The following is an 18,126-nucleotide window of genomic DNA, read 5'->3' as shown; positions in this document are numbered from 1 at the left end:
ATCTGTTACTCCATTTTCAATTAAGGACGGCAACCACGGCGAGTACACAGCGCGCGCATGGCAACCAGATCACGCATGTTTACGCGACCATCATTGTTAAAGTCATACTCACTGCCCAATGGCTGGCGTCGTACAATAGCCATCTGGAAGGCACGGATATCGAGCATATCCACATCGAAGTCACCATCCATGTCGCCTGGCAGTGGCGCCATATCCAACTGGTAAGTGGCCACTACCGGATCATGATCTGATGCTCGGAACACCAGTTCATTGAGGAAGTCGGCAGTTTTATATTCTTCGTTGTAATCCAGAATGCTCAGCTCATCGGCATTAATATGCCACTCGGTAGCATCGACTAACCACTCACCCATAGCGGCATTAACCAACTGATAGTCGAGGCTGCCCACTAAACCATCAAAGGTATAGCTGTAAGCGGTGTCGCCCAGAATAGTGCGGGCGGTATCGGTTAATCCGGCTTCGGTCAGTGCCTGAATAGGATCTTCCATGCCATAGCTGTTCAAGTCACCCAGTACGGTGAATGGCATATCCGGGAAGGTGTCATTCAACCAGACAACCAGCGCCTGTGCGGCACGGGTACGGGTCAGGTTACAATTGCCCTGGCCGGTAGACGTATCATCATCACCACTGCCACAGCTTGAACCTTTGGATTTAAGGTGGTTAACATCCACTACAATGGTCTGGCGGGTTTCGCTGTGAACAAATGCCTGAGCCAGTGATGGACGGTTACGTGAATCATCAAACAGCGGTCCGTCGGTATCAACAATACTGTTTGCTGAAGTCAGCAGTTCAGGCGCACCCTCCGGCGTCACTACCGCAGGTTTATAAATAATACCTACTGCAATTTCGTCGGTGCCAATACCGTTACCCACACTGATGTACTCATAGGTACCAGCGCCCATTTGTGCGTTAATCGCAGCAACCAGTTGTGCAATCGCACTGGTGCTGGCATAGCCATCGTTCTCAATTTCCATTAAGCCGAGCACGTCAGCATCGATAGCGACAATCGCATTAACAATTTTAGCCAGTTGACGCTCGTATTCAGAGAAGCTGTCGGCGCCACGGCTGGTTGGGAAGCCAGAGCCGTCACCATTGCCGTTAAACAGGTTTAGAACGTTAAAGCTGGCAACCCGCAGGTTTCCGTCGGCAATGACCGGCGCGTCATTACGCACATTCGTATTTACCACGGTAACGTCAGTGACCGGGCGAATACGGTAAGCGCTGTAGCCATAATCCATAATCCCTTCAACCCGGGTAACACTGTCGCCAGAACGCAGCGGATTGTACGGACCAACATCACCAATAGACAGTAATGGCGCGGCATTGTCAGAGCCATCGCGGTTATCGTCGATGATTAACTGGTTACGGGCGTTAAATTCTGCGTAATCAACAGCATCCTGACTGCCCGCATCGAACAGTTGGGTCGGGTTGTAGAGACGGCCATTAGAGACCAGGATCTCGCCATAGCGAATGAAGCTGTATGTGTCTGAGATATCCCAGCTGGTGTCATTCACAACCAGCATGTTTTCCACCGCTTCAAAGCCGTCGATGCTGTCCTGAGGCAGACTGATAACTGTTGCTGTCACAGCGCCAGTCCCACAGATAGCAGACTCGGTAACCGTGGACAAAATGGTACGACCATACTGTTCTTCCACACTGCCCTGAACGCGGACAACGTCTGATGCCTGCAGGCCAGAGGGGAGGTCTGCCAGTTCAACAAACAAACCTTCAGAGGTTTGTGGATCGGCATCGTGATCAGCGTCTTCTTCCTGCATAAAGAAACCGCCTAAATCAGGGAATACAGCGGTTACCACACCTTCCACTATTACGGTTTGTCCGCTTAGAGGTGAGGTATCGGCATTGCCCTGAACTGCACTGATGTAGGTTGCTGAGTCATAACAGGCGCCAAACTCTTCACCGGGTTCGCCAGGATCGCCCGGGTCACCATTGCCATAAATGCCGAAGTGATCAAGGGTGTTATTGGCAAAACCCTGCCATTCCAGAGACGGGTCAAAGGTATCGTCTGCGTTAGTGTCGCCGGTAGTTACCGACAGCAGACGACGCAGGGTGTTGTCTTTTGTGCTGGTATCACCCGTGCCCCACTCGGAACCCGGATCTACACCTACCTGACCAATAGCATCAATCACTTCGCCGTCTTTAAAGAAGACTACCGCGTCGTCGCCGTTAAAGTTTAACGAAGCTTCCTGATCTGAAACCTCAGGAAGTGGCGCGTCAGCATCAGGATGAGAAACCACAAATACATCGCCTGGTGCAATACTACCGCTCAGGGTAACACTGAAAGACGGGCTGTTACCGCCATTTGAGTACACACTGATCACATAGCTGTGCGCCGACAGATCAACGCTTTGCGAACCAAGGTTGACGATTTCCAGAGCCTTATTAAAGCCGCTGCCTTCGGTATATTCAGAGAAAAACAGTTCAGGCTGCACAGCAGTAAAGGATTTATAAGGGTAAGGCGTAGTTGCCGTAGCATTGGTGCTCTCACCGTCTAACGCAGAGCGTCCAGGCAGGATCCAGTCATTTACATTAAAGGAGGTGCTGGCCGCTGTATTAGATTTGCGGTATGCCCAGCTATCGGTGTAATCCCATGCTTCATAGTCACCATTTACATCCGGATCACCGAACACATCGACGACTTCACCGTCACAGAACAGTTCAATGGCATCATCACCGTTGATGGATACGCTACCGCTGTTGTAGTCTGGTGTGCTATCAAAAAAGGCGCCAAATTGCGAAGTTTCTGATGCTACGATGATACGCTCGCCTGCCAGGGCAGAGTCAGCCGGGAACGTGTATTCCTGTCCATCCGTACCACCACCATTGTTGGCGAAACCGATACCACAAACACTAAGGTCGGCGATATCACGAGTCACGAAAACTTCAACGGCTTTCGGTAAGCCGCCACTTAAATCGGCGTCAATAACACCGCTCAGTATAAGCGGGCTGGCGCCGCCGACTGGCGGGTCTTCCGGATCCACTGGTGGCTCTTCAGGGTCGGTAGGTTCGTCATCACAGCTATCAGCCGGATACAGCAACTCTACCCACTCAGGGTGATCCACAAACGGGTTACGGTTACCCTGGTACTCATAAATTGTATCTGCACGTTGTGCTTCAGATGCATCAACCGGATCGGCATTATGCCAGGCTATCAGGGTGCACAGTTGACCCAAGGCGGCTTCACCCGGGCCGGTGGTGCGGTTAACCAGCACCAGATCAGGAGTGCTGTCGCTACCTGAACCTTCATAACGCACGTCCATGTACAACATCATGCGCGCTACGTCGCCTTTTACTGCGTCACGAGGCTCAAAGGAATCGCCGTCAATGCGGTTTTCCGGGGCTTCAGCCAGCGGGCTGTCGCTGTAATCAAAATCCAGGTTACCCCGGGAGCCGTTTACCGTTACATCTTCAGGACGCAGATGATGAATATCGGTATAACCCTCGTAGGAATCACTGCTAAAGCCATGGCTGTTAGGCCATACGTGTTCGCGATTCCAGAAATCGTCATTGTTGACGCCAGACTGATTGCTGGTTTTAGGTAGTGAAATACCTGAATAGAATAGCACTACGTTGTCTGAGTTTGCCGGATCTTCGTCGGTTTCTGTCAGTGCAGTCCAGACTTCGCTGTAGGTCAGCACGGTATGGTCGGCGCTGATAACCGTGTTGAGGGCCATTTTGATAAATTCGACCGGTGAGTTGGCGTCGATTTCGGTTTGTACCGGTGCGTAATAGCTAACCGGATCGAAGGTTGCAGCGTCTGCTACTTTGTCGAGATCCGGACAGTTTGTGCACACGTCAGTTAAATCTTCGTCGTCATCACCGCCGCCAGTATCGCCGTCTGAGTTATGAGCGCCAAGATTGGCAAAGTAGTCTTCAGAGTATTGTTCCCATTGCAGCGATACATCAAAAGCATCATCAGGGACGATATCTCCGGCAGTCACCGAAGCTTTGCGAACCAGGGTTCGGTTTTGCGTTCTGACGCCGTTGGATTCCCAGTAACTGCCCGGGTCAACTCCGAGTTGACCGAAACTATCTACCACAGCGGTACCATTAACCAGCAGTATTGCATCATCACCATTATAGAAAGAGCTGGTGCTGGTCTGGTCGGTAACGGCCAGAATAGCGGAATCGGCGTCGTTATCGGCTACCACGTATACATCGCCGCTCGCGAGCATGCCTGATAAAGCGATAGTGGTGCCGGCAGAAGTGCCGCCATTTGAATAGATTTCCAGACGATAGCCTGTCAGGTCGATGGCAGTGTCTGTGGGATTATAAATTTCTATCGCTTTATTGTTTGAGCTGCCTTCTATGTATTCGGAAATAAACAGGTCGTCAGCAAGTGCTGAAACCGGTAAACCGAGTACAAGAGGCAACAGGATTTTTGCTTTCATCTGTGTGTTGCTCCTGCTTGATATTTTTGGATTACTGTCCTGAAGTGCAGGTAACACTATAAGTGCTTTGCTACAGAGAAATGACAAGTTTTTGACGGAGCTGTGGAATTGTTGAGCAGCTCTTTTATTAGTGCAGTAGCCATGCGCTCTGGCTGGCAGATAGGGGGGGGAAATTACTTATTTACGGTAAGCTTACCGGCTTAAAATAAGCTTATTTAAGCAAAATAATACGGTTTTTTGGCACCTGGCTTGCGCTGGTTGCAGCCGTTTTAGTTGAGGATTCGCAAGTATCTTTGCGCACTGCCCAGGTGCCGGAAATTCGATTCGTTAGAGGCAGATCCCCGGATACCGCGACAATTAACCTTGTTTACCAGTGGGTGACTGGGTAATCTGGGGGAAATGGCATAAAGACCATACCCTTAGCATTTGCACTGTTGACATCAGGACTTAATTGAATCCTGCCTGTATCAGGCGGGAAGTTAATGGAGCCCTCATGCATCGTCGTCGTTTTCTTCAGGGAGCCGCAGGCTCAGGTATCGCTGCAACCCTTGGTGGTTGTGTCACGGCTAAACCCTCTTCTTCTCAGTTACCTTTATCGCCCGCAAGCTTACCATTATCACTACCGGAGATGGCCCCAATCAATGCTTATCCGGATCGGATCATCAGTACCAACGTTTGTACCCGGCCTTTTCGGGCAACCGGACCACGGATAGAAACCGAAACCGTTGGTAAAAAGACTCTCATTCATAATTATGGTCATGGCGGCAGTGGCTGGTCGTTATCCTGGGGCACCGCTGCGCTGGCCGAATCATTGATCAATGCCGATAAACAAACGCCGGTTGCCGTTGTGGGCTGTGGAGCCGTTGGGCTAACCACTGCCATTCAGTGTCAGCGGGCGGGCTATAAAGTGACGATTTATGCCAAAGAACAACCGCCTTACGTGCGTTCTTCTTATGCCTCCGGGATTTGGTCGCCGGACTCCCGTATCGTCACACTGGCCAATGCTCAGCCCTTTGCCGAGCGTTGGCAATGGATGGCCAGGATGTCTTACCTGCGTTTTCAAACGCTGTTGGGGCTGACCGGTAATCCGGTGGAGTGGACTACCATGTTCCGTCTGGCTGACAAACCCTTTGATGATCACGGCGGGCACAATATCCCTGGCGAGCCGGCCTATCCGAATTATCGTAAGGAGTTGCTCAGTGATTTAAATCCCAAAGCCCGGGACGTATCGCCATCGCAGAATCCTTTTGCCACCCCCCACGTCAGACAATTTCCTCTTTTGATGTTTAACATCAGCGCCTACTCACAGTATTTACTCGACCTGTTTTATCGTAGCGGTGGCCAAATCATAGACCGAACCCTGACCTCAATGGCCGATTTTCAGCAATTTGATGAATCGGTAATTGTTAACTGCACCGGGTATGGCGCAAAGGCGTTACTGAATGATGACACTATCATTCCGGTGCGAGGGCAAACCTGCAAATTAATGCCGCAACCGGAAGTGAAATATGGCATTCAGTATTTCGACCGGCACACTTCGGTGTATCCGCGTCGCGATGGGTTGTTGGTGCAGGCAGGCGCTGAGGGCGATTTTAATAATCCGCTGGCAAACATTGACCCTCAGGAGTCGATAAAGGCAGTAGAGCAACTCGCTGCTATCATGGCAGAGATGAAAAGGTAGTCATACTAAGCTTCTATGCGATTTGGTATAACACATCGGCGGCGAGCGGATAAAAGCAACGCTTTTATTGTTACAGGTCAACTGAATCGCCGCTGATGTTTGCATAACATCCCTTACCGGCTTAGCTTTGCTGTAGGCTAAAGAGGAGTTGATGTTATGCGGTTAACTAATTTACACCGGAAGCTGGCTGGCGCAGCGGTTGTTATCACAGCATTGCTGGCAGGCTGCAGTTATAACTTGTCTGATGTCAGAAAAGTCACTTATCCACCTGATTTTAATTATATTGAACCCCAGGATATCAAAACTGATATGGCCAGAATGGCGGCGCAAATTCGCCTGCTGGATATTGCTCTGGCACCGGTAGATAGCAGCGATATTGCCGCGCGTGAAAATCAGCGTGAAGAAGTGATGGCAGCGTTGAACAATATTGAAAATATTGCATCTGGCCTGCAAAGCGTGGATGGGGGATCCAATCACCCTTACATGCAGGATTTTATGCGTGACTTTGTGGCTAAGGTCGACAAAGCACGAGGTGCCGCATCATTGGCTGAGCCCCGCTACTATTTTGCCGGCAAGGTTGCTGGTGGTTGCGCGGTATGCCATCAGGTGAATCGATAAAATCCTCCCGGCAGGGTTATACGGCTACATATTCACTTAAATGAGAAATCAGATAGGCTTTTAATTATCTTTTCGCCGTTAAATTTGACCAGGTAGAGGAATATCAAAAGCAGGGAAGAGTTTCTTAGTGAGGTAATGATTTTCGCCTGAGGCAGTTAACAAGACACTGTCCCCCGCAGCATGGCACTGGCGGGGGCAGCTATATCAAAGGGTTACTCTTCTTCGCCGGTGGCGCCATCACCAATAAAGTAGGTTCCCCAGCCATCGTAGTGCACCTGGTGCTTGTCGGCGATTTGCAGCAGGGCGTCAATGTCAGTATCGAGTAGCTCGCGGTTTAACTGACGCTCGGCAATAATGTCGAAACAAAATACCGTGCCACCGTCATCGAGGTATACTTCCTCGGCATCGGTTACTTCAAAGCCGGCCTTGAAGGCATCAACCGCGGCTTTTTCCAGACGATCAAAGTCTTTACAGGCCATGTGATGCTCGATGGTGTAGGTAGCGTCAGCTTCGCTGCCGTCGCTCAACAGCGCATCGATAGTTTCCTGATTGAATTCGTACCATTCGGTACGTTCGTCATATTGAGTCATAATAAAAGCCTGATTAGCAAAAGAGTTGTCTCTTTTATTTTATCGCGATTTATCGCTTTCGGCGACTTCGTCGTTTAAAGCGGCAAACTTTTTTTCCATTTCGGAATGATAAAAAGCCATCCAGCCTTTCGCTGAGCGGCTGCTATCAAGCTGTTGGGGAGCGCTCATGTCGATGATCAGCTCGCCGTTATTCCAGCGGTTCCACTTTATTTTATCGTGCAGGTTGCTGGCGGTGACCATGATCACCGGTGTTTCGGTAGCAATGGCTAAACGAAAAGCGCCGACTTTAAAAGGCAGGATCCCGCGACCATAAGACCTTGTTCCTTCCGGGAAAAACCACACAGAAAGGTTATTTTCAGTGATCTTTTTAGCGGTTAACTGCAGCGTATCCAGGGCTTTAGCAGTGTTTTTACGATCGATCATGATGTTACCGCTCAGCCAGTACATCTGGCCGAAGATGGGGATCCACTTAAGGCTCTTTTTACCAATAGTTACCACACCAGGAAAAGCGGCTTTACAGATGGTGATAATATCGTAGCTGTTCTGATGATTGGCCACCACCACATACGACTTATCGGTATCAAGCCCGGGTGGGCGGCGGATAGTGATTTTCAGGCCCAGTAATTTGGCTATCTGGCTGTAGAGCTGGCCGGCGAGGTAGACATTATCGCGATGAAAGGGTCGGGCCAGGCAGACGATGAGCACCAGTACATTGAGGATTAAAAAAGCCACCAGTACGACTGGAATTCGGATGAGAGCTAACACTTATTTACCTGTTACAAAATTTGGCCTGGGATTATAACGGTTTACATGCGCAGTGCATGTCCGATCAGTCTGATTTTTAAAATCTGTGCAAGGCTGTGTTTGTTCGTGCCCGGAGGGTCTAAAAGTATCCAAGATCAAAAATCTCGTGCTATGCTAAATGTCATATAAACATAGTTTTAATGTCGTTATTCGCCACCTGAACTGTTGAGCAGGCCTGGCGACTGGTTAGCAGTATTAAACGGCATTTATCATTGAGTTGTCTAAACAATGCAGACATTTATCCCTGAAGACCTTGAACCCGAGATCCTCACTGATCTGATTGAAGAGATTAATGAGCTATACGAGGCCAGTGAACAAACCTTAATCGAACTGGAACTCAAGCCCGAGGATAACGAACTTCAGCGGGCGTTGTTTCGTTCGGTGCATACCATTAAGGGCGACCTTGGGCTGGTAAACTTCTCACCTATCATTCCGCTACTGCAACATGTTGAGGATTTACTGGATTACCTGCGTAAAGGGCAGGTGGACTACACCAGCATTATGAGCGACCTGGTGTTGCTGACCATGGATCGGGTGAAGCAGTTTGTTGAAAGCGTTATCGCAATCGGCAAGGCAGAATATGATGGGGTACTGTATCAGCAGCTGATTATGGCTATTACCCGCATCACGCCGGAGAATCAGGGCGACCATGACCGGCTGCTTGGTGAGGCCGTGCTGCTACTTAATCCGGAGCTGGATCAGCCGCGGGCGCAGGCTGAGCCAGACAGTCCTGTAGAAACAGAAAAAGCACCACAGCCGAGTGAGCCCAAGCTGTCTAAAACCGGAGTACCTAAAGATATCAGCGCAGAAAAGCGCCAGGACATATTGTTCTTCCGCGATCTGATGCAAACCATCGAAAAGCGCTCGGAAGAATGGGTAGGAAAGGGCGACCGGATTGCCAAACTGGCGTTATATGTTAACGATATTGCCGGTAATCCAATTGAAGAAGATCAGCTCGCCGTTGCCTGTTATGTGCACGACTTTGGCATGGCATTCATGCCGTTAAAACTGCTGCACAAGCAACAGGCTTACACCGATAATGAATTTAACCTGATGCGTTCTCATGTCTATAAAAGCTCCCGCTTGCTGGAGCACCTTGATCAATGGGATATGGCCCGCAAGATTGTGATGCAACACCACGAGCGCGCCGATGGCAGTGGTTACCCGCTGGGCTTAAAAGATGATGATATCTGTGATGGCGCCAAGTTGCTGGCCATTCTGGATACCTTTGATTCCATGACGCACTGTCAGTCACGTCAGGATAAACCGCAGTACTCCAAAAAGCAGGCTGTGGTGGCGTTAAACCGTTATAACCAGAATAAGTTTAATACCACCTGGCTGAATTACTTTAATCAGGCAATGGCCCGCGTATTAACCCGCTAGCCGTGGAAATTCGGAGCCGGAGGCTATACACAGCCCGCCGGCTCAGCGCCTGAACTACTCTTCGATATCCAGTTCCTTGAGTTTACGGGTAAGCGTATTACGCCCCCAGCCAAGGCGCTTAGCGGCTTCCTGCTTGTGGCCGTGGGTATAATGCAATGCTCTTTCGAGCATGATTTTCTCAAAGGTCATCAGCGCATCATCGAGAATATTGTGCTGACCATCCTTAAGCTGTTTGTCGACCCAGACTGACAGTAACTCCGTCCAGTCGCCACTTTGTGGGGCATTCTTTTCGGCGCTGTTATCGGCATGAATTTCCGGTGGCAAGTCTGACGGTAACACTTCCTGGCCAGACGCCATAACGGTTAACCAGCGGCAAACGTTTTCCAGTTGTCGCACGTTACCGGGCCAGGGCAGTTGCGCCATGACTTTTTCGGCTTCTTTACTCAGCACCTTGGTTTCTACGTCCAGTTCTTTGGAGGCCCGGCGTAAAAAGTGGTGAGCGAGTAGCGGAATGTCTTCACGACGTTCTGATAACGAAGGGATATGGATCCGAATAACGTTTAGCCGGTGAAATAAATCTTCACGGAATTTGCCTTCGGCGACCCTTTGTTCAAGGTTTTGGTGAGTAGCGGCGATGATCCTGACATCAACAGTCACCGATTGATGGCCGCCCACGCGATAGAACTGGCCGTCGGCCAGAACCCGTAATAACCGGGTTTGCACATCCAGTGGCATATCTCCGATTTCATCCAGAAACAGCGTGCCGCCATTAGCTTGCTCAAAGCGGCCCTGGCGGGCCGTTTGCGCGCCGGTAAAAGCGCCTTTTTCGTGACCGAACAATTCCGACTCAACCAGGTCGGCTGGAATCGCCGCCATATTCAGCGCAATAAACGGATTCGCGGCCCTCGGGCTGTGACGATGCAAAGCGTGCGCTACCAGTTCTTTACCGGTACCGGACTGACCGTTGATCAATACACTAATTGAGGAGCGGGACAAACGACCAATGGCTCTGAATACTTCCTGCATGGCCGGTGCTTCACCAATGATCTCAGTAGCCGACTCCTGCTGCGGGACCTGAATGGTCCGAGATTGCTCCCTGGCATGCACCAGTGCCCGCTCTACCAGTGTCACTGCTTCGTCGATATCAAACGGCTTAGGCAGGTACTCAAACGCACCGCTTTGGTAAGCGTTTACTGCGCTGTCCAAATCGGAGTGGGCGGTCATAATGATCACCGGGATCATGGGGGCAATCTGATGCACCTCATTGAGCAGCGTCATACCGTCCATTTGTGGCATCCGAATGTCCGATATAACCACTTCCGGGTAATGACCAGACTCGAGTTGTAACAGCAAGTCCTGCGGGTTTTCAAAGCTACAGCACTCAATGTTGGCCGTTTGCAGGGCTTTTTGCAGTACCCATCGGATAGAGCTGTCGTCATCAACAATCCATACAGACTCAGTATTCATTATTGTGACTCCTTACGGTCGATTGGCAGGGATAAGATAAACTCTGTATGGCCGGGTCGGCTATCAACTTCAATTTTTCCATCATGGTGATTCACAAGTGTTTGGGCTATGGATAAGCCCAGTCCTGAACCAGAGTCTTTGCTGGTAACCAGGGGATAAAATAACGTGTCCCGAATTTCACTGGGAATGCCCGGGCCGTTGTCGATGATTTTAATTTGCGCCGCCAGCGGATGGCGGTGGCCGTGAATAGTCAGCTGCCTTTCGATGCGTGTAACCAGGCGAATTTGTGGATTTGGCGTTTTTGAATCCCGTAATGCCTGTACCGCATTGCGCACAATATTAAGTACTGCCTGCTGGAGCATATCCGGGTCAACCCGCACCTCCGGGATACTGGGATCGTAATCCCGGGTAATAGCAATCGCCTGGGTGGTATCGGCTTTCATTAAGCTACGCACTTTTTCCAGCGGGCGGTGCAGGTTACACCATTCCAGACGGGGCAGTGAATTAGGCCCAAGTAAACGGTCTACGAGGTTGCGTAACCGATCTGACTGCTCAATGATTAACTGAGTAAATTCCTTTTGCTCGGCAGACTCGAGGGCTTTCTCAAGTAATTGTGCTGCTCCGCGAATGCCACCTAAGGGGTTTTTAATTTCATGCGCCAGGCCGCGGATCAACTCGCGGGCGGCATAATGCTGAGCGTGCTGCTGATTTTCCCGGGAGATACGCTTTTGCTGGTCGATTTTTTTCACTTCGAACAGCAGTGTGGGGCCATCTTCGGTACTCAGATTGGTTACCGTTAAGTCGGCAAGCACTACGCGGTTATCGCGAAAATACAATTTGATTTCATTCTCGGTGAAGTCTTCACCGCGACGAAAAGCGGCGCGAAGCCTGGCTTTGTTGATGGTGTTTGGCACAAAGAAATCAGCCAGCGGCTGACCGTAAAGTTGCTTGGTGCCCGTTGCGAACAACGCCTGTCCGGCATGGTTGGCATAAACAATACGCAGTGAGTTATCGATTACAACCAGCACTGTATTGAGGTTTTCGAGCAAGTTATTGGTATCAAACGGCGTGGCGTGCATGCCGGGCTTTCTCCAGTTGCACCAATATGGTGCCTTATTATTTCAGGCTGCTTTCAGGCGTGCAACGACTTTCCGATTAAAAGTCTGATTGACCCCCCATGGTGCGCGGGATCCCTAGCTTGCACTGTTATAATCACTTTACTAATTGTTGATTAAACGTGATGCCTGATGCAGGTAAAAAGTTTGTGGTGAGGTAGATGCAAGAGTCTTGCCCGTATTGTCTGTGTGGGTAATATAAAATGTGTGGGCACCGCGGTTAATTCCCTGCAGCTGAAACACCGCGTTGGATTGTTCTTTTACCAGACTATCATTGATATAGAGCTTAAATTTGCCCTGCTTGTCTGCATTGCTCACATTGGCGGCGATGGTCATATTACCGGCATTATTACGCACTGTAGCCTCGGGCTTAGGCTGAACGACCTCGATAACCGGCTTGGGCTTACTGGCCTTGCTGGTTGTAGTGGCAGTCTGCACCGGTTGCGGTTGCGGCGTTGGCGTACTCATACGGTTATCCGGGCCAAGTTCGACCGGCTCAGCGTTAACCACCGGTTTATCGGTATAGGTCACCGAGCCGTCCTGATTGACAACTTTGTAGATTTCCTGAGCGTAGCCTGGTGTGACACACAAACTAAGCATTAAAAATAATCTCAGCATGTCTTTGATTGTAGTGATTTACGGGCAAAAAAAAAGCCCGCAAATGCGGGCTTTTGGTATATATCTTAATACAACGTTTTATACGCTGTAGTACATGTCGAACTCAACAGGGTGAGTTGTCATGTTCAGTTTAGTGACTTCTTCCATCTTCAGTTCGATGTAAGCGTCGATCATGTCGTCAGACATTACGCCGCCAGCAGTTAAGAACTCACGGTCGTTATCCAGTGCTTCAAGTGCCATGTCCAGCGAGCTTGCAACAGTTGGGATAGCCAGTGCTTCTTCAGCTGGCAGATCGTATAAGTCTTTATCCGCTGCATCACCAGGGTGGATCTTGTTCTTAATACCGTCGATACCCGCCATCAGCATGGCAGTGAATGCCAGGTATGGGTTAGCTGTTGGGTCAGGGAAACGTACTTCGATACGACGCGCTTTATCGCTGGTTACGTATGGAATACGGATTGAAGCTGAACGGTTACGTGCAGAGTATGCCAGCATTACCGGCGCTTCGAAGCCTGGTACCAGACGCTTGTACGAGTTAGTAGAAGCGTTAGCAAAAGCGTTGATCGCGCGAGCGTGCTTGATGATACCACCGATGTAATACAGTGCTTCTTCAGACAGACCTGCGTACTTGTCGCCAGCGAAGATGTTTTTGCCATCTTTACCGATAGACTGGTGGCAGTGCATACCAGAACCGTTATCACCAACCAGTGGCTTAGGCATGAAAGTCGCTGTCTGGCCGTAAGCGTGAGCTACGTTGTGAACAACATACTTGTAGATCTGAATTTCGTCAGCTTTAGCAACCATAGTGTTGAACTGACAAGCAATTTCATTCTGACCAGCAGTGGCTACTTCGTGGTGGTGTGCTTCTACAACCAGACCCATTTCTTCCATAACCATACACATTGCAGCACGCAGATCGTGTGCAGAGTCTACTGGTGGAACCGGGAAGTAACCGCCTTTAACGCCTGGACGGTGACCCATGTTACCGTCAGCGAATTCTGAACCTGAGTTCCAGGCTGCTTCAGAAGAGTCGATTTTGTACATTGAGCCTGACATATCAGTGTGGAACTTGATGTCGTCAAACAGGAAGAATTCTGGCTCTGGGCCAAATAAAACGGTGTCACCGATACCAGTAGACTTCAGGTACTCTTCAGCACGGCGTGCGATAGAGCGTGGGTCACGGTCGTAACCTTCCATAGTTGAAGGCTCAACGATGTCACAACGGATGTTAACCTGAGTTTCTTCAGCAAACGGGTCAACAACGGCAGTTGTCGCGTCAGGCATTAGGATCATGTCTGATTCGTTGATTCCTTTCCAACCAGCGATTGAAGAGCCATCGAACATCTTACCTTCTTCGAAGAAATCGTCATCTACGCATGATACAGGGATAGAGACGTGTTGCTCTTTACCTTTAGTGTCGGTAAAGCGAAGGTCAACAAACTTGGCTTCGCTTGATTTAATTAATTCTAATGCCTTCTCAATTGACATCGTGTCCTCCAGGTTGTTTCGTAAATTTGATGTTCGGGGAGCCGAATCATCAGGTGGAAAAATCGTAAGCGATATTCATGCCAGCTACTTGTAAAGGCTGAACAACGCAATATTCCGGGCTGTCGTCAATTCGTATAACTCACTATGCACCATTATGGTGATTTTGTGTTTTATTTTGGTGCATAAGGAAGTGCCAGCAAAGCTTTGTTTCCTCCTTGCATTCTTTCACTGCCCGCAGGCTTAATCAACAGATTAATTTTTGTTTAAACCTAAAAAAACATGCGCAATGCAGCGAGAATTTCTGTACAATCCGCGCTCATTTCCTTTTATCTGTACGAGAAAATTGCAAAATCTCTTTGTCGCATCGGTAATGATGCTGCGTGGGAGTATTTTTGCGGGTTGAAATTCAATGAATGTAACTGACATCAATAAGCTAAGAAATATCGCGATCATCGCGCACGTTGACCATGGTAAAACTACCCTGGTAGATAAACTGCTGCAGCAGTCTGGTACTTTAGAAACCAGAGGCGAGGCACAGGAACGCGTGATGGATTCTAACGATATTGAAAAAGAACGTGGTATTACCATCCTGGCGAAAAACACCGCCATCAACTGGAACGATTACCGCATCAATATCGTAGATACTCCCGGACACGCCGATTTCGGTGGTGAGGTTGAGCGCGTAATGTCAATGGCTGACTCGGTACTGCTGCTTGTTGATGCGCAGGAAGGCCCTATGCCGCAAACGCGTTTCGTAACGCAAAAAGCATTTGCCCAGGGCTTAAAGCCGATTGTGGTAATCAACAAAATCGACAAGCCAGGCGCGCGCCCTGACTGGGTAATGGATCAGGTATTTGATCTGTTTGATAACCTGGGTGCCAGCGACGATCAACTGGATTTCCAGGTGGTTTATGCCTCAGCACTGAACGGCTGGGCGTCACTGGACGCTGATGAGCCAGCAGAAGATATGACTGCGCTGTTCCAGACTATCGTTGATCAGGTGTCACCACCGGATGCCGATATCGAAGGCGCGCTGCAAATGCAGATTTCGCAACTTGATTACAACTCTTACGTAGGTGTAATCGGTGTTGGCCGTATCAAGCGTGGTAGCGTTAAGCTTAACCAGCAGGTTACTATTGTTGGTGCTGATGGCAAGAAGCGTAACGGTAAGGTTGGTCTGGTATATGGCTACCTTGGTCTGCAACGCCACGAAGTAGAATACGCGACCGCTGGCGACATCATTGCTATCAGTGGTCTGGGTGAACTGAAAATTTCAGACACCATCTGTGACGTTAACACTGTTGAAGCATTACCGGCGTTAACCGTTGATGAACCAACGGTAACCATGACTTTCCAGGTCAACACGTCACCATTTGCCGGTAAAGAAGGTAAATACGTCACTTCACGTAACATCCTTGAACGTCTGCAGGACGAACTGGTACACAACGTTGCACTGCGCGTTGAAGAAACCAGCGACCCGGATAAATTCCGCGTATCAGGCCGTGGTGAACTGCACTTGGGTATCCTGATTGAAAACATGCGTCGTGAAGGTTACGAGCTGGCGGTATCACGTCCTGAAGTAATCATCAAAGAAGAAGACGGCCAGTTGATGGAACCGTTTGAAACGCTGACTATCGACTGTGAAGAGCAGCACCAGGGCTCTATCATGGAGCAACTGGGTCTGCGTAAAGCAGAAATGACCGACATGTCACCAGATGGTAAAGGTCGTGTACGTATCGACTTTATGATCCCCAGCCGTGGCTTAATTGGTTTCCAGACTGACTTTATGACACTGACTTCAGGTTCAGGCTTACTGTACCATACATTCGACCACTACGGCCCGCACAAAGGCGGCGTAATTGGTAAGCGTAAGAATGGTGTACTGATTGCGAACGCTAACGGTAAAGCACTGACCAACGCCCTGTTTAACCTGCAGGAACGTGGCCGTCTGTTTATCGGACACGGTGTTGAAGTATATGAAGGGATGGTTATTGGTATTCACAGCCGTGACAACGACCTGACCGTAAACGCGTTAAAAGGCAAGCAGTTGACTAACGTTCGGGCTTCAGGTACCGACGAAGCTCAAACCCTGGTACCACCGGTGAAGATGTCACTGGAACAGGCGCTTGAGTTCATCGACGAAGACGAACTGGTAGAGGTTACGCCAGAAAGCATTCGTATTCGTAAGAAGCTGCTGACCGAAAACGATCGTAAGCGGGCATCACGCGCGCCGAAGTAATTCACTGCTTGCAAGTGAAACGTTGAATGGTTCAAGTAAAAAGGCCGGTTGTTAACACAATCGGCCTTTTTCTATTAGAATCATAGTCTGACTATTTATTCACAGACGGCTCATGCAACCACTTAATATCGCTGTAATTGACGACGACGAAATCACACTCGAACTCATAGTGGATGTACTGGAGTCTGAGTTGCCGGTAAATGTTGTTAGCTTTTCCAACAGTGCATTGGCGCGTGAATTCCTGCTTAAACAAACATCCGATTCACTCGACATGGTAATTAGTGATATGGTGATGCCCGGATTTGATGGGCTGGCCTTACTGCGGGACGTTCGATCGGCAGATTTAATGTTTCCCTTTATCTTTATGACCGCCTACGAATCCAGACAAACCAAATTGCTTGCCCGTCAATTAGGTGCGGTAGCCTATCTGGTTAAGCCTATTGTGCGCAAAAAGCTGGTGAGTCTGATCAAGCAAACTATGTCGTCATATGCAAAATAGTGGTGTATGCCGCTAACTCCGAATTAAAAGGTAGCAACATTGAGTCAATTTGATAATACCCCCGATCGTCGTGACTTCTGGTCTTTCAAATGGCAAAAATACGCGGGGCAGGACGTGATCCCCTGTTGGGTAGCCGATACCGAATTTCGCTGTGCCCAGCCGATTCTTGAGGCGATTCAGAAACAAACCGAGTACGGCAATTTAGGCTACTCACTGCCTGCTCAGCATCAGCCGGCTAATCAGGCCGTGGTACGTTGGCTTAAAGATAAGCACGACTGGGCCATCGAAGCCGACTGGATCGTCTGGACTCCAGGCGTGGTACCAGCCTTCAATGTGGCCATTAAGGCCTATTGCGAGCCGGGTGATAAGGTGCTTATCCAAACGCCTAATTACCCGCCCTTACTGGCAGCGCCGGGCTTGAATAACACTCAGCGGGTAGATATTCCCACCAAACTGGAAGCCGGACGCTGGACCATTGATCTGGCTGCGCTGGAAGAACATGCCGCCGATCCGCTGTGTAAGCTAATGATTCTGTGTAACCCGATGAATCCGGTGGGCTCAGTAATGACTCAGGCAGAGATAGATGCCATTGCGGGAATTTGTGCCCGTCATAACGTGACATTGTGTTCTGATGAGATCCACTGCGATCTGATTCTGGAAGAGGGTGTGCGTCACATTCCTGCTGGGCGTGTAGAGCAACTGGCTAACCGCAGTGTTACTCTGATGGCAGCCAGTAAAACCTTTAATGTGGCTGGCCTGGGTACCTCTTTTGCGATTATTCCGGATGCTTCTTTACGTCGTAAGTTTACTCAGGGTGCTGCGGGTATTGTGCCATGGGCAAATGTAATGGGACTGGTCGCCACCGAGGCAGCCTTTACGCAGTGTGATGACTGGCTGGCAGAGCAGATTGCATATCTGCGTAGTAACCGCGATTACCTGGTAGAGCGTATCAACGCCATTGACGGACTCGAGGTAGTGTCATCAGAGGCCACCTTCCTGGCCTGGATTGATGCAACCGGCCTAGGGGTTGAAGACGTGCTTAAATGGTGTGAGAGCAAAGGCGTAGGGCCATCTCCGGGCCGGGACTTTGGTGCACCAGGGTTCTTCCGGGTCAACTTTGGCTGCAGCCGCGCCATGCTTAAAGATATTCTCGACCGACTGAGCAGCTAGACTGGCTTAGCGGGAATATTTCCCCGG

The 18,126-nt window shown here is 49.7% G+C and carries 13 protein-coding genes; 6 read left to right on the top strand and 7 right to left on the bottom strand.

The window, feature by feature from the left end; genetic code table 11:
- Positions 1-20: 20 nt before the first annotated feature.
- Positions 21-4,427 carry an ExeM/NucH family extracellular endonuclease gene (locus C6Y40_RS21725; RefSeq protein ID WP_105936490.1) on the bottom strand — a complete coding sequence of 1,469 codons (4,407 nt, stop codon included), beginning with the start codon at positions 4,425-4,427 and terminating at the stop codon, positions 21-23.
- A gap of 493 nt (positions 4,428-4,920) precedes the next feature.
- On the opposite strand from C6Y40_RS21725, the gene C6Y40_RS21720 reads away from it, so the two are divergent.
- Entirely contained in the window at positions 4,921-6,108 is a 1,188-nt protein-coding gene (locus C6Y40_RS21720; RefSeq protein ID WP_105936489.1) for an FAD-dependent oxidoreductase, read from the top strand.
- A gap of 156 nt (positions 6,109-6,264) precedes the next feature.
- On the top strand, positions 6,265-6,726 hold the full coding sequence (locus tag C6Y40_RS21715) for a hypothetical protein (protein WP_105936488.1): 462 nt from the start codon (positions 6,265-6,267) through the stop codon (positions 6,724-6,726).
- A gap of 212 nt (positions 6,727-6,938) precedes the next feature.
- Here the strand turns inward: C6Y40_RS21715 and rraB are convergent, their stop codons facing one another.
- A complete protein-coding gene (rraB, locus tag C6Y40_RS21710) occupies positions 6,939-7,316 on the bottom strand; it encodes a ribonuclease E inhibitor RraB (RefSeq protein ID WP_105936487.1) in 378 nt (125 codons plus the stop codon).
- Between the two features lie 39 nt (positions 7,317-7,355).
- Positions 7,356-8,081, bottom strand: a complete 726-nt coding sequence (locus C6Y40_RS21705; protein WP_105936486.1) for a 1-acylglycerol-3-phosphate O-acyltransferase — start codon at positions 8,079-8,081, stop codon at positions 7,356-7,358.
- 267 nt (positions 8,082-8,348) lie between these two features.
- On the opposite strand from C6Y40_RS21705, the gene C6Y40_RS21700 reads away from it, so the two are divergent.
- A complete protein-coding gene (locus tag C6Y40_RS21700; RefSeq protein WP_105936485.1) occupies positions 8,349-9,503 on the top strand; it encodes an HD domain-containing phosphohydrolase in 1,155 nt (384 codons plus the stop codon).
- Positions 9,504-9,557: 54 nt separating this feature from the next.
- On the opposite strand, the gene glnG is transcribed toward C6Y40_RS21700, so the two are convergent.
- The 4 genes from glnG to glnA all read right to left on the bottom strand — a co-directional run bounded on the left by glnG (position 9,558) and on the right by glnA (position 14,191).
- On the bottom strand, positions 9,558-10,970 hold the full coding sequence (glnG, locus tag C6Y40_RS21695; protein WP_105936484.1) for a nitrogen regulation protein NR(I): 1,413 nt from the start codon (positions 10,968-10,970) through the stop codon (positions 9,558-9,560).
- Positions 10,970-12,049, bottom strand: coding sequence for a nitrogen regulation protein NR(II) (gene glnL / locus C6Y40_RS21690; RefSeq protein ID WP_105936483.1), 1,080 nt, complete (start codon positions 12,047-12,049; stop codon positions 10,970-10,972). Before glnL ends, glnG begins: the two co-directional genes overlap by 1 nt.
- A 141-nt stretch (positions 12,050-12,190) precedes the next feature.
- A complete protein-coding gene (locus tag C6Y40_RS21685) occupies positions 12,191-12,685 on the bottom strand; it encodes a DUF4124 domain-containing protein (RefSeq protein ID WP_240622050.1) in 495 nt (164 codons plus the stop codon).
- Positions 12,686-12,781: 96 nt separating this feature from the next.
- Positions 12,782-14,191 carry a glutamate--ammonia ligase gene (gene glnA, locus C6Y40_RS21680; RefSeq protein WP_105936481.1) on the bottom strand — a complete coding sequence of 470 codons (1,410 nt, stop codon included), beginning with the start codon at positions 14,189-14,191 and terminating at the stop codon, positions 12,782-12,784.
- 409 nt (positions 14,192-14,600) lie between these two features.
- On the opposite strand from glnA, the gene typA reads away from it, so the two are divergent.
- From typA to C6Y40_RS21665, 3 genes are all read left to right on the top strand, one after another.
- The gene (gene typA / locus C6Y40_RS21675; protein ID WP_105936480.1) at positions 14,601-16,430 is read left to right on the top strand and encodes a translational GTPase TypA; all 1,830 of its coding nucleotides are present in this window, start codon (positions 14,601-14,603) and stop codon (positions 16,428-16,430) included.
- Positions 16,431-16,542: 112 nt separating this feature from the next.
- Positions 16,543-16,929 carry a response regulator gene (locus C6Y40_RS21670; RefSeq protein WP_105936479.1) on the top strand — a complete coding sequence of 129 codons (387 nt, stop codon included), beginning with the start codon at positions 16,543-16,545 and terminating at the stop codon, positions 16,927-16,929.
- 39 nt (positions 16,930-16,968) lie between these two features.
- Complete coding sequence (locus C6Y40_RS21665) at positions 16,969-18,099, top strand: MalY/PatB family protein (RefSeq protein ID WP_105936478.1); 1,131 nt, start codon at positions 16,969-16,971, stop codon at positions 18,097-18,099.
- Positions 18,100-18,126 lie beyond the last annotated feature (27 nt).

Origin of the sequence: Marisediminitalea alba (assembly GCF_002993365.1) — a bacterium.
Classification (GTDB): domain Bacteria; phylum Pseudomonadota; class Gammaproteobacteria; order Enterobacterales; family Alteromonadaceae; genus Alteromonas; species Alteromonas alba.
The sequence above is the reverse complement of the archived record's forward strand: the minus strand, read 5'-3'. Positions and strand labels throughout refer to the sequence as shown.

Excerpts from the sequence above, each read along its gene's own strand:
- C6Y40_RS21725 (WP_105936490.1), bottom strand. The coding sequence starts at position 4,427 with ATGAAAGCAAAAATCCTGTTGCCTCTTGTACTCGGTTTACCGGTTTCA.
- C6Y40_RS21720 (WP_105936489.1), top strand. The coding sequence starts at position 4,921 with ATGCATCGTCGTCGTTTTCTTCAGGGAGCCGCAGGCTCAGGTATCGCT.
- C6Y40_RS21715 (WP_105936488.1), top strand. The coding sequence starts at position 6,265 with ATGCGGTTAACTAATTTACACCGGAAGCTGGCTGGCGCAGCGGTTGTT.
- rraB (WP_105936487.1), bottom strand. The coding sequence starts at position 7,316 with ATGACTCAATATGACGAACGTACCGAATGGTACGAATTCAATCAGGAA.
- C6Y40_RS21700 (WP_105936485.1), top strand. The coding sequence starts at position 8,349 with ATGCAGACATTTATCCCTGAAGACCTTGAACCCGAGATCCTCACTGAT.
- glnG (WP_105936484.1), bottom strand. The coding sequence starts at position 10,970 with ATGAATACTGAGTCTGTATGGATTGTTGATGACGACAGCTCTATCCGA.
- glnL (WP_105936483.1), bottom strand. The coding sequence starts at position 12,049 with ATGCACGCCACGCCGTTTGATACCAATAACTTGCTCGAAAACCTCAAT.
- C6Y40_RS21685 (WP_240622050.1), bottom strand. The coding sequence starts at position 12,685 with ATGCTTAGTTTGTGTGTCACACCAGGCTACGCTCAGGAAATCTACAAA.
- glnA (WP_105936481.1), bottom strand. The coding sequence starts at position 14,191 with ATGTCAATTGAGAAGGCATTAGAATTAATTAAATCAAGCGAAGCCAAG.
- typA (WP_105936480.1), top strand. The coding sequence starts at position 14,601 with ATGAATGTAACTGACATCAATAAGCTAAGAAATATCGCGATCATCGCG.
- C6Y40_RS21670 (WP_105936479.1), top strand. The coding sequence starts at position 16,543 with ATGCAACCACTTAATATCGCTGTAATTGACGACGACGAAATCACACTC.